15 protein-coding genes are annotated in these 15,061 nt (G+C 48.5%); 7 read left to right on the plus strand and 8 right to left on the minus strand.

All coding sequences use genetic code 11. The features are described 5' to 3' along the window. Positions 1–42: 42 nt before the first annotated feature. The 3 genes from ompR to AACS00_RS13965 form a co-directional block, all read right to left on the minus strand. Complete coding sequence (gene ompR / locus AACS00_RS13955; protein WP_110167755.1) at positions 43–765, minus strand: osmolarity response regulator transcription factor OmpR; 723 nt, start codon at positions 763–765, stop codon at positions 43–45. A gap of 264 nt (positions 766–1,029) precedes the next feature. Further along, entirely contained in the window at positions 1,030–1,635 is a 606-nt protein-coding gene (locus AACS00_RS13960; RefSeq protein WP_181397587.1) for a bifunctional 4-hydroxy-2-oxoglutarate aldolase/2-dehydro-3-deoxy-phosphogluconate aldolase, read from the minus strand. Positions 1,636–1,647: 12 nt separating this feature from the next. Next, complete coding sequence (locus AACS00_RS13965) at positions 1,648–3,021, minus strand: GntP family permease (RefSeq protein WP_072670577.1); 1,374 nt, start codon at positions 3,019–3,021, stop codon at positions 1,648–1,650. A 158-nt stretch (positions 3,022–3,179) separates the two neighbouring features. Between AACS00_RS13965 and AACS00_RS13970 the strand changes: the two genes are divergently transcribed. Together AACS00_RS13970 and edd are read left to right on the plus strand one after the other, a co-directional pair. Beyond that, positions 3,180–3,695: a gluconokinase gene (locus AACS00_RS13970; protein WP_110167757.1), complete on the plus strand. Its 516-nt coding sequence runs from the start codon at positions 3,180–3,182 to the stop codon at positions 3,693–3,695. 2 nt (positions 3,696–3,697) lie between these two features. Next, positions 3,698–5,500 (plus strand): phosphogluconate dehydratase, encoded by a 1,803-nt coding sequence (edd, locus tag AACS00_RS13975; protein ID WP_110167758.1) that lies wholly within the window; start codon positions 3,698–3,700, stop codon positions 5,498–5,500. A 20-nt stretch (positions 5,501–5,520) separates the two neighbouring features. On the opposite strand, the gene AACS00_RS13980 is transcribed toward edd, so the two are convergent. Both AACS00_RS13980 and greB read right to left on the minus strand, forming a co-directional pair. Beyond that, the gene (locus tag AACS00_RS13980; protein ID WP_110167759.1) at positions 5,521–6,519 is read right to left on the minus strand and encodes a LacI family DNA-binding transcriptional regulator; all 999 of its coding nucleotides are present in this window, start codon (positions 6,517–6,519) and stop codon (positions 5,521–5,523) included. A gap of 32 nt (positions 6,520–6,551) precedes the next feature. Continuing rightward, entirely contained in the window at positions 6,552–7,028 is a 477-nt protein-coding gene (gene greB, locus AACS00_RS13985; RefSeq protein WP_072670581.1) for a transcription elongation factor GreB, read from the minus strand. 229 nt (positions 7,029–7,257) lie between these two features. On the opposite strand from greB, the gene AACS00_RS13990 reads away from it, so the two are divergent. Beyond that, positions 7,258–9,585: a Tex family protein gene (locus AACS00_RS13990; protein WP_110167760.1), complete on the plus strand. Its 2,328-nt coding sequence runs from the start codon at positions 7,258–7,260 to the stop codon at positions 9,583–9,585. A gap of 223 nt (positions 9,586–9,808) precedes the next feature. Here the strand turns inward: AACS00_RS13990 and AACS00_RS13995 are convergent, their stop codons facing one another. Beyond that, complete coding sequence (locus AACS00_RS13995; protein WP_072670583.1) at positions 9,809–10,279, minus strand: ATP-dependent Lon protease; 471 nt, start codon at positions 10,277–10,279, stop codon at positions 9,809–9,811. A gap of 121 nt (positions 10,280–10,400) precedes the next feature. Beyond that, positions 10,401–11,177: a pimeloyl-ACP methyl ester esterase BioH gene (gene bioH / locus AACS00_RS14000; protein ID WP_110167761.1), complete on the minus strand. Its 777-nt coding sequence runs from the start codon at positions 11,175–11,177 to the stop codon at positions 10,401–10,403. Positions 11,178–11,270: 93 nt separating this feature from the next. Between bioH and AACS00_RS14005 the strand changes: the two genes are divergently transcribed. From AACS00_RS14005 to cysQ, 4 genes are all read left to right on the plus strand, one after another. Further along, a complete protein-coding gene (locus AACS00_RS14005; protein ID WP_110167762.1) occupies positions 11,271–11,990 on the plus strand; it encodes a ComF family protein in 720 nt (239 codons plus the stop codon). Between the two features lie 83 nt (positions 11,991–12,073). Further along, positions 12,074–12,664, plus strand: a complete 591-nt coding sequence (gene nfuA / locus AACS00_RS14010) for a Fe-S biogenesis protein NfuA (protein WP_072670586.1) — start codon at positions 12,074–12,076, stop codon at positions 12,662–12,664. Between the two features lie 190 nt (positions 12,665–12,854). Next, the gene (gene nudE / locus AACS00_RS14015; RefSeq protein WP_072670587.1) at positions 12,855–13,415 is read left to right on the plus strand and encodes an ADP compounds hydrolase NudE; all 561 of its coding nucleotides are present in this window, start codon (positions 12,855–12,857) and stop codon (positions 13,413–13,415) included. Between the two features lie 9 nt (positions 13,416–13,424). Further along, on the plus strand, positions 13,425–14,252 hold the full coding sequence (gene cysQ / locus AACS00_RS14020) for a 3'(2'),5'-bisphosphate nucleotidase CysQ (RefSeq protein WP_004394385.1): 828 nt from the start codon (positions 13,425–13,427) through the stop codon (positions 14,250–14,252). A 50-nt stretch (positions 14,253–14,302) separates the two neighbouring features. Here cysQ and AACS00_RS14025 read toward each other — a convergent pair whose 3' ends face one another. Further along, on the minus strand, positions 14,303–15,061 hold the full coding sequence (locus AACS00_RS14025; RefSeq protein ID WP_110167763.1) for a type II secretion system protein N: 759 nt from the start codon (positions 15,059–15,061) through the stop codon (positions 14,303–14,305).

Genomic DNA, 15,061 nt, shown 5'->3' on the forward strand with positions numbered 1-15,061 from the left:
ACAGCCAGTGGACATCTTGAACACTGGCTGCAGACAATAATCTTAACTGGCGGATTTACCATCTGGCACAAAGACATAACCTAAGCCCCACACCGTTTGAATATAACGCGGTTTGCTTGGGTCAACTTCCAACATACGGCGCAAACGAGAAATTTGCACATCGATAGAACGTTCCATCGCTGAGTATTCTCGACCACGGGCCATATTCATTAATTTGTCACGAGATAAAGGTTCACGAGCATTGGTCACTAAAGCTTTTAATACCGCAAACTCACCAGAAGTCAGTGGCATCGCTTCATCACCACGAAACATTTCTCGCGTGCCCAGATTTAAACGAAACTCACCAAATTCGACAATCGTATCTTCAGCACTCGGCGCGCCGGGTGCTTCGATTACTTGGCGACGTAATACGGCTTTAATCCGCGCCAGTAGTTCGCGGGGATTAAAAGGTTTTGGCAAATAATCATCGGCCCCCACTTCTAAACCCACGATGCGATCAATCTCATCGCCTTTTGCTGTTAGCATTAAAATTGGAATAAGATTATTGGCATTTCTTAAACGGCGACAAATCGATAAGCCATCTTCGCCCGGTAGCATCAGATCGAGCACCATCAAATGGAAAGTTTCACGGGTTAACAGCCGATCCATTTGCTCGCTATTGGCTACGCTACGGACTTGGAAACCTTGTTCAGATAAGTAACGCTCGAGCAATGCACGCAAACGCGCATCATCATCAACCACTAAAATTTTATAGTTTTCTTGCATGTCCACTGATCCCACTAAAAAGAGATGACACCCGCACAGATGAGGGCAAACAAAATGTAACACTGTTGCACGGTGAGCAATTTAAAGAATTGTTAGCATTTATTACCTATTTTCAGCCTACAACTCATCATAACGGATAATCGCGACCAAAAAAGCCTCTTATTTCAATCTTTAACGTTTATATGCATAAAAGAAGATATCGATTGATCAAAAAAGCCAACCATCACGGTTGGCTTAGACATCTCTTCAATAAAGAGAGAAAAGTTACAGCTCACGAACCAATTTGGCTATCGCTGGCCAATCACCTTTATCCATCAGGTCTGTAGGCACCATCCAAGTGCCACCACAAGCCACTACCGATGGTAAATTCAAATAGTGCTGTACATTAGCAGCGCTGATACCGCCCGTGGGCATAAATTTAACCGGATAGACCGCACTGAGCGCTTTGAGCATAGCAACGCCACCAGAGGGTTCGGCAGGGAAGAATTTTAAGGTGCGTAACCCCAGTTCCATCGCTTGCTCGACTAAGCTGGGGTTATTAACCCCAGGAACAATGGCGATACCACGTTGCTGACAATATTTCACTGTGGTGGGATTAAGTCCTGGGCTCACAATGAAATCCGCTCCCGCCTGCTGAGCTTGATCGACTTGCGCTGTGGTCAGTACCGTCCCAGCGCCAATCAACATCTCAGGATACGCTTCGCGCATTAGACGAATAGCCTCTTGCGCCGCCTCAGTTCGAAAAGTAATTTCCGCACACGGAAGTCCATTGTCCATCAATACCTTGGCCAGCGGCAGCGCCTGCTGAGCATGGTTAATCGCAATCACAGGGACAATTTTTATCTGCGCCAAGCGCTGTTCAAGAGTCATCATACCTAAACCTTATAGAAGATAGCTAAGAGTGGCGACAATAATAAACGCAATACTACCCAGTAGCGTTTCCATTACCGTCCACGTTTTGAGCGTGGTTTTTTCATCCATTTCCAGCAAGCGAGAGACGAGCCAAAAACCAGAATCATTAAAGTGAGACAGCACCGTCGCTCCACCAGCAATAGCAATCACGATAAAGCATAAGTCTAACTCTGACAAACCTGTGGTTTGCGCGACAATCGGTGCCATTAACGCGGCGGTAGTGGTCAAGGCCACCGTGGCAGAACCTTGCGCAACCCGCAAACAGGTTGAAATCACAAAAGCAGCAACAATCACTGGCATGCCAGTATGAGCCAAGACATCCGCCAGCGCCTGACCGATACCACTAGAGCGTAATACGCCACCAAACATACCGCCAGCACCCGTCACAAGAATCACGGCACAGATCGGAGCTAACGCATCAGTACACAGTTTTTCTAGCTTGCTCATGCCATATTTACCAGCAAAGGTCGCCAAACACACTAATAAGGTGATCAGTAACGCAATCGGTGTTTTCCCTAGCATGCGTAAAAACTCAACCCAAGGTTGCTGACCATCCAGCATCCCAGCCACGGCTAACGTATTTAATCCAGTATCCAAAAAGATCAACAAGACCGGTAACACTAAGATAAACAGTACGGTAGAAAATTTCGGTAAATCCGCTTTGTCTTTAAACATCACTTCAGCATTTAAAAAGGCTTTAGAGAGCGGCAAGTTAAATTTTTCACCACAATAGAGACCAAACAGATACGAGCCAAGATACCAAGTCGGGATCGCCACCAGCAAACCCACTACTAACAGCAGACCAATATCAGCACCCAGTAGCTCAGCAGCGGCCACCGGACCAGGATGCGGAGGAACAAACGCATGCATCACCGCAAACGCACCGGCCGCAGGCAAAGCGTATTTGAGTGTTGAACCGCCAAAGCGTTTCGCGACACTGAACAAAATCGGCATCATCACAATTAAGCCCGCATCAAAAAAGATCGGAAAGCCAAACAGTAATGAAGCAACACCGAGGGCTAAGGGCGCCCGCTGTTCACCAAAGCGGCCAATCAAGGTATCCGCGAGCACTTTCGCCCCGCCCGTCACTTCTAAAATTTTACCGATCATGGCTCCTAAACCAACCAGTAAAGCAACGGAAGCGAGCGTGCCGCCGAATCCCGACATCATGCTCGGCACCACTTGACCTGCTGGAATACCAGCCGCCAGTGCGGTGCCGAAACTGACTAACGTTAATGAAGCAAAAGCGTGAACTTTTAACTTCATGATCAAAAACAGTAAAGCAACGATCGCCGCAAGGGCGAGCAACAACAGATAGGTAGGGCTATGTGCTATTTGGTCCATTTTGTTCACCTTTATCAAGAATGGGATGTTTGTGTTTCGGTTCACAAATCTATAAGTTACGGGTAACATGTTACCGATAACACGATTAAGATAAAGCCAATTCGTTAGGCAAAGTTCAAAATTGAGATCTCGCTCAGATCTCGGATTAAGGAGTCGATATGACCGGTAAAAGCATTATTGTGATGGGTGTCAGTGGCTGTGGAAAAAGCACCATAGGAGCACGCATAGCTGAACGTCTGCAGGCAAAATTTATCGATGGTGATGATTTACATCCTCGCGCCAATATTGAAAAGATGCGCCAAGGCCAACCGCTTGATGACCACGATCGCGCTCCTTGGTTAGAGCGAATTCGTGACGCTGCTTTTAGCTTAGAAAACAAAAATGAACAAGGCATCATTGTCTGTTCGGCTCTGAAAAAAAGCTATCGTGATCAAATCCGAGATGGTAATCAGCACGTCACCTTTTTGTTTCTTGATGGCGATAAAGCTCTGATCTTAAAACGCATGCAAGCCCGGCAGGGGCACTTTATGAAAACCGGTATGCTCGATAGCCAATTCGCGACGTTAGAGCGCCCCACCGCCGCGGAGCAGGATGTCCTCAGCATCAGTATTGACGGTGACATTGATGAGGTGGTCAATCAAGCGATCCTCGCTCTACAAGCTCGGGAGCAGTAACCATGATTCAGCCACTCATCTTGCAAGTCACCGAACGAATTGCACAGCGTAGCCGTGAACTTCGTCACGCATTCTTAACCAGAACCGCTCAGCAGCTCGCCGCAGGAAAAGGCAAAGCCAGTCTCTCTTGTGGTAATTTGGCCCATGCCATTGCCGCCTCCTGCCAAAGCGAGAAATCGCACATTCTTGACTTAACCAAATCTAACCTTGCGATCATCACCGCTTACAATGACATGCTCAGTGCCCATCAAGTGTATCTTGATTACCCAGCGCGCATTAAAGCCGCATTACAGTCCAGTGGACACACAGCGCAAGTGGCGGGTGGCGTGCCGGCGATGTGCGATGGGGTTACTCAAGGGCAGCCAGGAATGGATATGTCGCTGTTCTCCCGAGACATGATAGCCCAAGCCACCGCGATGTCGCTGAGCCACAATATGTTTGATGGCACTTTACTGCTTGGTATCTGCGATAAAATTGCTCCGGGACAATTGATGGGCGCGCTCAGTTATGCTCACCTACCGACCGCTTTTATTCCCGCCGGCCCAATGGCCACCGGGATCAGCAATGAACAAAAAGTCGAGATTCGCCAGCAATACAGCGCGGGGCAAGTCGGGCGCGAGGCACTGCTCGATATGGAGTGCAATTCTTATCACTCCCCCGGCACATGCACCTTTTACGGCACCGCCAATACCAATCAATTGGTGTTTGAAGCCATGGGGTTGATGTTACCTGGATCCGCTTTTGTGGCACCGAATAGCCCATTACGCCATGCCTTAACCGACTATGCGGCCAACGCCATTGCCGCGATGGCACCCGGTACGCCGAGTTATCGGCCACTGAGTAGCGTCATTAACGAGAAAAGTTTAGTCAATGGTATTGTTGCGTTATTGGCTTCTGGCGGCAGTACCAATCACACCATTCACATGATCGCGGTGGCACGAGCCGCTGGGCTGCTCTTAACTTGGCAGGACATCAGCGACTTGTCGCAAATCGTGCCGTTATTAACCAATATTTATCCCAATGGCAGTGCAGATATCAATGCATTCGAGGCGGCGGGCGGAGTGCCTATGCTGCTTAGCCGACTCCATGAACGCCACCTGCTGCATAGCGACGTAACCCCGGCTTTCGGTCAGTTTGCCGATCAATTAACTCGCCCGATACTGAAACAAGGGCAACTGAGTTGGCAAGATTGTCATGACACGCTCGATGCCAGCGTGATCGCCGCGCGGCATCAGCAATTTCAACCAACCGGCGGAATCAAAGTACTCAAGGGTAATCTTGGTCAAGCGGTGATCAAAATTTCAGCGGTTAAAGCCGCTCATCATGTGATTGAAGCTCCTGCGAAGGTCTTTAATTCACAACACGATGTAGAAAAAGCTTATCAAGATGGTCAGCTCAACCAAGATTGCATTGTGGTGGTTCGTTACAGCGGCCCGGCAGCCAATGGTATGCCTGAACTGCATAAATTGATGCCAATACTCGGTAACGTACAAAAGGCTGGCTTTAAAATCGCATTGGTGACCGATGGTCGCTTATCTGGCGCTTCAGGCAAAATCCCCGCCGCGATCCACGTCTCTCCTGAAGCACTGCGCGGTGGCGCGATAGGCTTACTGCGCGATGGTGATTTACTGAGATTGGATGCCACCAAAGGTGAGCTAACCTGTTTAGCCGATTTAACCCAACGCGTAGCGCAACCAACGCCAAGCGAGCAAGATCAACAAAGCTGGGGACGAGAGCTGTTCACCCTCGCCCGCCAACACGTGACTTCGGCCGATCAGGGTGCGAGCTTTTTATTCACCAGCTAAACATCATTCACGCCAGTGGATTACCAGCTTTCGCCATGAGTTAATCGATAGCCCAAATCATAAACTTTAGGCTCAACAACTTGACCAGAAAGTGCCGCTAGTAATAACTCGGCACTTTTTTTACCAATCGCCAAACGAGGCGTTTCCACGCTGGTTAGACGGGGGATAATCGCCTGCCCAATATCTAACGCATTATACCCCACCACGGCAATCTGCTGTGGCACCGCAATATTGTGGTGATGACAATAGATCATCGCCCCGACTGCTAAATCATCATTGGTACAGAAAATACCATCGAGTTGCGGATACTGTTGTAATGCCTGTTGTAGCAAGATACCGCCCAAGGTAAAACTAGAATGCTCACCGGTGGAGACTTGTATCGGCGCTAAGCCCGCTTCGTGCATGGCTCGCTCATAACCTTGCCGACGCAATTGAGTTCGTGTGTCGAGTCGCGCGCCAAGATAAACAATCTGCTGCCGGCCACGGGCAATCATCTGCTGCACCACTTGATACGAGATCTGTTCGTGATCTAACCCAACAGCCATATCAATCGGTTGGGTGGGGATTTCCATCGTTTCAACCACCGGAATTCCAGCAGACTTAAGCATTTGCCGACTGCGCTCGCTATGGTTAGTTTCGGTTAAAATTAGGCCATCAACTCGATAAGAAAGAAACGCGGCGATTTTATCTTCTTCAACTTGAGGGTTATAACCGGTATGAGCAATTAACGTGTCATAGCCAGCCGCTTGAGTCACTTCTTCGATGCCTTGAACCAAGTTAGCAAATACTTGGTTAGAGAGCGAAGGCAAAATGATGCCAATGGCCCGACTAGACGATTTAGACATGATCGCTGGCACACGGTTATGAATATAACCAAGCTGCTCAACCACCGCGGCGATTTTTTGTTGGGTAACTTGCGCCACAGAATTAGGATCACGCATATAGCGAGAAACGGTCATTTTAGTAATGCCGACTTGATCAGCAATATCTTGCAGAGTCGGTCTGGTTTTTTTTTGCATATGGTTCTAGCTCAACTGAGCCTGTGAAGGCACTATTTTTGGTAACGAATGGCATTAATAAACCAGAGTTTATCACCGGTTGGCGTTTTTACTGTCACTTCTTCATCCACTTGCTTTTTCAGCAAGGCGCGCGCCATCGGAGAGTCAATGGAAATGTAGTCTTTGGCATCACCATAAATCTCTTCTGGACCGACAATACGTAAGGTTTTCGTCTCGCCCGCTTCATTTTCAATTTCGACCCAAGCGCCAAAAAACACTTTGCCCTCTTGCTGTGGCGAGTAGTCGACGATTTTCAACTCAGGCAACAACTTGCGTAAGTAGCGCACGCGACGATCGATTTGGCGCAACAAGCGTTTGTTAAAGGTGTAATCGGCGTTTTCAGAGCGGTCACCTAAGCTGGCAGCCCAAGTGACAATCTTGGTAATTTCCGGGCGTTTTTCATGCCATAGATGATCATGCTCTTGCTTAAGCTTGTCATACCCTGCCCGTGTAATCAGTTTGGTTTTCACCTACTACCTCAATCATCATTACAGAACCTATTGGTTATCTTACCTAATCCACCACACTGGGCATAGCGCTCATCTTCTTCTCTCCACATTCGCTACGCTGAGCGCGTCAGTTTTCAGTGTGAGGAAAGTCAAAAATCATGGTGAATCATGCGACGTCAACACAAAGCCATTGCAGCTCACTCTGGACTACGTACAATCGCTGCATGATTGTTTAAGAGAGAGACCACGGATGAGCCACGCTATCTGCCTACAGATTGCCAATGAATTGAATGTCAACCCGAATCAAGTCAACGCTGCAGTCACCCTGATTGATGAAGGTAACACTGTCCCCTTTATTGCACGCTACCGCAAAGAGGTGACCGGAGGATTAGATGACTCGCAACTGCGTCATTTAGATACCCGCCTGAGCTACTTACGAGAGATGGAGGATCGCCGCCAGACGATTCTTAAATCGATTCAAGAACAAGGTAAACTTACCCCAGAACTGGAACAAGCGATTCTCGCTGCCGATAGCAAAACTCGCTTAGAAGATCTCTATCTCCCCTATAAACCGAAACGGCGCACCAAAGGGCAAATTGCGATTGAAGCTGGACTTGAACCGTTAGCCGATCGTTTATGGCAACACGCTGACCTCGATCCAGAGCAAGCGGCCCTCGCCTACATCGACGCCGATAAAGGCATTGCCGATAGTAAAGCGGCGCTCGATGGCGCTCGAGCGATTATCATGGAGCGGATTGCAGAAGATGCCGACCTACTGGCTAAGCTGCGCGACTATTTGACTCGCCACGCTGAAATTGTCTCTCAAGTGATTGCCGGTAAAGAACAGGCGGGAGAAAAGTTCAAAGACTATTTTGATCATCGCGAACTGATTGCTAAAACCCCTTCCCACCGCGCTCTCGCCATGCTACGTGGCCGTAACGAAGGTTTTTTAACCCTAAGCTTAAATGCCGACCCTCAGCAAGAAGAAACCCTACGCCATTCGTATTGTGAAACCTTAATCGCACAACATTATCAATTGCACCTCAGTCAAGCCCCCGCGGATCAATGGCGTCAGCAAGTGATCAGTTGGGCATGGCGCATCAAAGTGTCCATGCATATGGAAACTGAACTGATGTCGGCAATGAAAGAGCGCGCGGAAATTGAAGCGATTGACGTCTTCGCGAGTAACTTAAAAGACTTGCTCATGGCGGCACCGGCCGGACCACGGGCGACATTAGGCCTCGACCCTGGGCTAAGAACCGGCTGTAAAGTCGCGGTGGTTGATGCCACCGGCAAGGTACTGGCGACCGATACCATTTATCCTCATGTACCACAAAACCAATATGAACGAGCCATGCAAACCGTCGCGGCACTGGTCAGTAAACATAATGTCGATCTGATTGCCATCGGCAACGGTACCGCCTCACGTGAAACGGACAATTTTGTCGCCGAGTTAATTAAGCGTGGCAATCTTAAGGTACAAAAAATTATTGTCAGTGAAGCGGGCGCATCGGTTTATTCCGCATCTGAGTTAGCAGCCAAAGAGTTCCCGAACATGGACGTATCACTGCGTGGCGCGGTGTCCATTGCTCGCCGCTTGCAAGACCCCTTAGCAGAGCTGGTAAAAATTGATCCTAAATCGATTGGTGTGGGTCAATACCAACACGATGTTAGCCAAACCTTACTCGCCAAACGTCTTGATGCGGTGGTCGAAGACTGCGTAAACGCCGTCGGAGTGGATGTTAACACCGCCTCGGCGGCGCTGTTAACTCGCGTTGCTGGCTTATCGGCCGCCTTGGCACAAAATATTGTTCAGTATCGTGATGAGCATGGCCGCTTTACCGGTCGCGCAACATTGAAAAAAGTACCACGCCTTGGTCCTAAAGCTTTTGAGCAGTGCGCTGGTTTCTTACGGATCATGGATGGCAAGAACCCTCTCGATGCGTCTGCAGTTCACCCTGAAGCCTATCCAGTGGTAAAAGCCATTGCTGAGAAAAACCAACAAGATATTAAATCATTGATTGGTAATAGTGAGTTTCTGCGTTCGCTGCGCGCGGTTGACTATACCGATGAAAATTTTGGCCTCCCCACCATTACCGACATCATTAAAGAGCTGGATAAACCGGGGCGCGATCCTCGCCCTGAGTTCAAAACCGCGACCTTTGCTGATGGCGTGAATGACATCAAAGATCTCGAACTTGGGATGATTTTAGAGGGTGTGGTGTCTAACGTGGCGAATTTTGGCGCTTTTGTCGATATTGGTGTTCATCAAGATGGTTTAGTGCATATCTCGGCGCTCACTGACCGTTTCATTGCTGACCCAAGAGACGTGGTAAAAGCGGGTGATATTGTTAAAGTGAAAGTGATGGAAGTGGACGCACAGCGCAAACGCATTGCCCTTTCGATGCGTTTAAACGACGAGCCAGGACAAGAGAATCGCGGACAAAAGCCAGCCTCTCACAGCCAAGGACGCCAACACAATCCACCACATGCTCGTCGCCACGAGCGGGAAGAAGCCCCCTCTAATGGTGCGATGGGCGGAGCGTTTGCCGCTGCGTTTGCGAAAGCGAAAAAATAACGCCAGGCATCCCCAACCCACTTGGCTTGGCAGCGAGGCGACCAATGAGTAAGTCCCCATAAGCATAGACAAACGATGCGATTGGGGGCTCGAAGGTACTTCAAGTAAGGAAAGAGGGATGAGCACATCGTGATGCTCTACTTGATAAAAAACAAATCCCCGCAGCCTCGGCTGTGGGGATTTTTTTATTCACCTTATCATTGCAGCTTATGCTCAATGATAACTACAGGATCGCTATCACTTCTGATGGCGTATTCGGCGCAATCGCATGGCCATAGTGAAATTGAATCACTGTCCGTCGTTTCGCCATTTTGCCTTCAGTTATTGCCGCATCAATGATCCGCTTTGGCAACCGAAAACGCATTGTATAGCCTTTACCTTGCTCCTCACTGTAAGAAGACAGTGCTAATAAATCAAACAACCTGTCCAGCTCACTGCGTAGTGCGGCACGCTGTCGTTGTTTAGACTCTTGATCACTCTCTTGCTCATAGTTAGGGTGCTCGGCAGGATCCCAAGCGGATTGTTTACGCCGCTTATCCTCTGCTTTGGTTTTACGCTCAGCTTGGCTTTTGGTGAGCTCTACCGGTGCCGTAACAGGCGCACGTATCCGATTATCTCGTGACGCTTGCTCTGTTTGCACGTTCACTGACGGGGCGATAAGTGGCACGCTAACATTAGTCGGTGACACGATCATAACCGAGTCCTCCTCAGTGTCGCACCCCCTTCGATTAAGCTACCGTTAGGGATAACTTATGTATCGACCAATCGTGGCGGTTTTTTAGCGCTTATTCACTAATCGGCAACAAAATTTACCGTTATTTTGCAAAGTTGAGCAATTGCTGACAAAAGGCATCTTGCTCAGTCATAAATGGGGCATGCGAAGAGGCTTGAAAAATAGACGTCTGGCTATTGGTTTGCAGTTGACGCACAGCCTCAGCTACACGCAGTGGGACTAATCCATCCAATCGACCATACATTCGCAGTACTGGCATGGTTAACTGAGTCAGTTGCTGACGCATATCGGTTTTTGAAAGCAGGTTTAACCCGGTTAATAATGCTTGGTGAGTGGGCATTGGTCGTGCTAATACCGCTTGCTTGAGTGCTTTAATTTCTTGGCGGGCACTTGGGCTCCCCATCGCTTGTAAGGCGATAAACCGCTCAATCATCAAAGGCAAATCCGTTAATAATTGGTCGGTAAAGGTATCCAATACCTGTGGTTTGATTCCTCGCCATACTGGCGTCTCTTGCTCACTGGCGGTAAATTTAGGTGACGAAGCAACCGTGACTAACTGGCTAACTCGTTGCGGGTAATGCAGCGCGATATGGGTAGCAATTACCCCCCCTAAAGACCAGCCGACCCACACCGCCTGCGACGGTGCTTGGTTCAATATGACTTGAGCAATCTCAGCTAAACTCGCTGCTGACGATTGACCGCTATAACCATAACCGGGCAGATCAAGAATATGAATACGAAACTGCGTTTGTAATCGTTGACAGGTTTGCTGCCATACTGCGCCATTCATTCCCCATCCGTGAATCAGTACCAGATCAGGCCCATCGCCGATGACTTGCCAGTACAGTTTTTCGGTCATATTCACATTTTCTCCTACTAAAATCCGCCTCTTCAGACGAATATCCTCGCCATACTTTACCTCAATTCACACCAAAATCATCCGAGGTTTATTATGTCAATGTGGCGTGAGCAGGTATCGGCTGTCACCCATGCTTGGCTTACGCCAAGCTGCACCTTATGTCACCTACCTTTAGAGCAGCAAGCACAACATGGTACTTGTCATGCCTGCCAAGCTTGGTATGCGCCAATACCTCGCTGCCAACGCTGTGGTTTACCTTGTCTCACTATTACCCCACAATGTGGACAATGCTTACGTAGCCCTCCCCCTTGGCAACGACTATTTTGTATTGGTGACTATCACTTTCCATTGAGTCACGCCATTCATCAACTTAAATATCAACGCCAATTTTGGCAAGCACGCCACTTAGCCGCTCGACTAGCAGAATGCATTGCTGAGCCAGCCCCGCTGATCACTTGTGTTCCATTACACTGGCGCAGACAGTGGCAACGAGGGTTTAATCAAAGCGAATGCATTGCTCGTCCCCTTGCTAAGCATCTGGGTCGTCAATTTGATCCGCATCTGTTTACTCGCAAAAGATCCACTCCAGCTCAGCAGCAATTAACCAAATCACAACGTGAGAAAAACTTAGTCGGGGCCTTTCAACGGCAATCTATTCCTCTAGTCAATCATGTGGCTATCGTCGACGATGTCGTAACAACCGGTAGCACTATTCGACAATTATGTGATTTACTGCTTGAAGTTGGCATCGAAAGGATTGATATTTATTGCTTATGCCGTACTCCTGAGCCGAGTGATGCATGTCCGACATAATCAGAGCAAAAAGGGCTGGATCATCGGCGTGACTGGAGTAGAATGGTCAGCAAATAACCTACAAAATTACTCAGGTATTCGTCGTGTCAACTACTACTATTGTTATTACTGAATCCGCTCAGTCTCATTTTGCCAAACTCTTGGCTCAGCAACCAGAAGGAACGAACATTCGGGTGTTTGTGGTTAATCCAGGAACACAAAATGCCGAGTGTGGCGTCTCTTATTGTCCACCAGAAGCCGTAGAGAGCACCGATACCGTGATCCCTTTCACTGGCTTCTCTGCTTATATCGATGAACTCAGCTTGCCATTTCTCGAGAGCGCAGAAATTGATTTTGTGACCGATAAAATGGGCTCGCAACTTACCCTTAAAGCACCAAACGCAAAAATGCGCAAAGTCGACGATGATGCACCATTAATGGCACGCGTCGAGTATGCGATTCAAACCCAAGTCAACCCTCAACTTGCTGGCCATGGCGGCCATGTCAGTTTAGTTAACATTACTGATGAGGGCGTCGCTTTATTGCAATTCGGTGGTGGCTGTAATGGCTGCTCGATGGTCGACGTCACCCTAAAAGAAGGCATTGAAAAAGAGTTATTGGCCCAGTTTGCAGGCGAGCTAACCGCGGTACGTGATGCCACCGAACATGATCGAGGCGATCACTCTTACTACTAAACCAAAAACAAACAGCGCAGGCGTGACTTACGCTGTTTGTTGTATTCCCATTCTGCAGTTAAAACATTCAGCGGTGATGGATGGTGTGAGGTTAGCCTATGCGCTGAGTAGTGAAGTCCAAAGGGAGATATTTCCCCACCTCTCATTTTCTTATATAGTAAGAATAGTTTTCCTGCCAAGGAGTTAGCGGATGCCCTCGAAAACAGCACCAGAAATTTTAGCGCAACGCGCCGTCGCCCAATCAAAACTGTTTACGATTGAAGCTCTCGACCTCCGTTTCTCGAATGGCGAACAGCGTACTTATGAGCGAATGAAACCGAGTGGACGCAATGCGGTCATGATGGTGCCGATCACCTCGCAAGGGGATTTATTGCTGGTTCGGGAATACGCGGCAGGCACTGAACGCTATGAACTCGGCTTTCCCAAAGGTTTGATCGATGCTGGAGAATCAGCAGAGCAAGCTGCCGTTCGCGAATTAAAAGAAGAGATTGGTATGGGGGCTGATCGTTTAATAGCACTTAAAGAAGTCGTACTTGCCCCCTCTTACTTTTCCAGTCGAATGACACTTTTTATCGCACAAGATCTATACTCAGATCAGTTAATCGGAGATGAACCGGAGCCACTCGAAGTCATACGCTGGCCTTTAGCACAAGCCGAAGAGTTATTAACCCATCTTGATTTTAGTGAAGCTCGCAGTATTACCGCTTTATTGCTCGCTCTTCGTCACTTGTCTATTGCCGCAAACGAATAGGAAGTATTCATGCCTACAGCCAAAGATCTCTCTCATCTTTTACCTGATGTGATCAGCATTGCCCGCTCTGCAGGCCAACTGATTCTTGATATTTATGAGAATAAATCTTACGAATCGTTTGTGAAAAGTGACGAAACCCCGGTCACCAGCGCTGACCTTGCCGCCCACAAATTAGTCACTGAACGGTTAATGGAACTCACCCCAGACATTCCCGTTCTTTCCGAAGAAGCGGCGAATATTGGTTTAGAAACTCGCGAAACGTGGCAACGCTACTGGCTGGTTGACCCTCTCGATGGTACCCAAGAGTTTATTGCGCGCAGCGGAGACTTCGCGACGGTGATTGCCTTGGTTGAACATAACCGACCAGTAATGGGCGTAGTGTATGGACCGGTTTCTGGCGTCACCTATTATGCCTATCAAGGTAAAGGGGCTTGGAAAATTCCCGATATGTCAGAAAGTCTACGTATTTATAGCCATAAACATGAGTTAGCTGGTCAATCCATAGCTATTGCTATCAGTCGCCGACAGGATATTAATCGCATCACTCAGCGTTTAAGCCATCAATGGAATTACGATTTAATCCCACTGGGTTCCGCGGCGCTCAAAGCATGTTTAGTCGCCGAAGGGGCGGTTGATTGCTATCTACGTTTAGGGCCAACCGGAGAGTGGGATACCGCCGCGACACAATGCATTGTCGAAGAAGCGGGAGGTCGGATCTTAAATACTCAACTCGACCCCTTGTCTTATAATGAGCGAGATACTTTAGAGAATCCCAATTTCATCGTATTAGGCGATGCCGATTTGCCTTGGGATGAAATATTAAAGATAAAAGATTAGCAACGTGCAGGGCATCCCCTGCACGCCCATCTTACCCCTTTATAACCACTTTACAGACGTCCCTGTTGATTAAATGAGTAACGACCTTGGCTATCTGGACTGGGTAAATAATCTAACTGCTGAGCCAGTGATGCTGGAAATTGTGCGCCCGGCTTAAACCAAGCTTGAGCAGCAAAGCTTCGATCTGCCTGAAGTCGTAACGAAAACTCACTGCTTACTTGCTCCGTCTGTTGCCCACCGGTTATTTCAAACACACTCTGCTGACAAGTAAAATCCGCAACCACCGATCCTAACGCTAGCTCACCAAGTGGCGAGCCAACTTGACCTTGATCCCAAGTTACCGCACCTTGCGCTGTATCACACCAAGGAGCACGGTAGCGATAATCACGTAAAGTCAGCTCCACTTGTCCTTCAAGGGTCAGAGGAATAGGTAAAGTTAAATAAGGCTGGAGCTGCTTAGCTGGTAAGGAGATCACCAGACGCTCGGCAAATGGACCGGACCAACCATAACCGACCACGCCGCGTCCTTGCCACTGTACATCACTACCCCGTCCAAAACGCACCGCTAGCCGTGCTCGAGCTTTTAACAGCGCCGACCATTGCCACTGCCATTGAATCGCCCCCGCATTCTGTTGTTGCCAACGAACTTGACTCGCACTACCGTTCCAAATCGTTCCTTGAATACCTTGCAATACTAACCCTGAGGGTAATGGAAGGTGCTTGATAACGAAATGAGCGGGAAGGTGAAGTAACGTACTCACAAAAGCAACCGAGAGAAATAGACTCAAATACCCAATAATACGCTTCAT

Source organism: Vibrio sp. 11986-1-5, assembly GCF_963878025.1.
Taxonomy (GTDB): domain Bacteria; phylum Pseudomonadota; class Gammaproteobacteria; order Enterobacterales; family Vibrionaceae; genus Vibrio; species Vibrio injensis.

What these genes read in the sequence shown, in the direction of transcription:
- edd (WP_110167758.1), top strand. Translation starts at nt 3,698, where the DNA reads ATGATTCAGCCACTCATCTTGCAAGTCACCGAACGAATTGCACAGCGT.
- bioH (WP_110167761.1), bottom strand. Translation starts at nt 11,177, where the DNA reads ATGACCGAAAAACTGTACTGGCAAGTCATCGGCGATGGGCCTGATCTG.
- nudE (WP_072670587.1), top strand. Translation starts at nt 12,855, where the DNA reads ATGCCCTCGAAAACAGCACCAGAAATTTTAGCGCAACGCGCCGTCGCC.
- cysQ (WP_004394385.1), top strand. Translation starts at nt 13,425, where the DNA reads ATGCCTACAGCCAAAGATCTCTCTCATCTTTTACCTGATGTGATCAGC.
- AACS00_RS13970 (WP_110167757.1), top strand. Translation starts at nt 3,180, where the DNA reads ATGACCGGTAAAAGCATTATTGTGATGGGTGTCAGTGGCTGTGGAAAA.
- ompR (WP_110167755.1), bottom strand. Translation starts at nt 765, where the DNA reads ATGCAAGAAAACTATAAAATTTTAGTGGTTGATGATGATGCGCGTTTG.
- AACS00_RS13990 (WP_110167760.1), top strand. Translation starts at nt 7,258, where the DNA reads ATGAGCCACGCTATCTGCCTACAGATTGCCAATGAATTGAATGTCAAC.
- AACS00_RS13995 (WP_072670583.1), bottom strand. Translation starts at nt 10,279, where the DNA reads ATGATCGTGTCACCGACTAATGTTAGCGTGCCACTTATCGCCCCGTCA.
- AACS00_RS13960 (WP_181397587.1), bottom strand. Translation starts at nt 1,635, where the DNA reads ATGACTCTTGAACAGCGCTTGGCGCAGATAAAAATTGTCCCTGTGATT.
- AACS00_RS14025 (WP_110167763.1), bottom strand. Translation starts at nt 15,061, where the DNA reads ATGAAGCGTATTATTGGGTATTTGAGTCTATTTCTCTCGGTTGCTTTT.
- AACS00_RS13965 (WP_072670577.1), bottom strand. Translation starts at nt 3,021, where the DNA reads ATGGACCAAATAGCACATAGCCCTACCTATCTGTTGTTGCTCGCCCTT.
- AACS00_RS14005 (WP_110167762.1), top strand. Translation starts at nt 11,271, where the DNA reads ATGTCAATGTGGCGTGAGCAGGTATCGGCTGTCACCCATGCTTGGCTT.
- AACS00_RS13980 (WP_110167759.1), bottom strand. Translation starts at nt 6,519, where the DNA reads ATGCAAAAAAAAACCAGACCGACTCTGCAAGATATTGCTGATCAAGTC.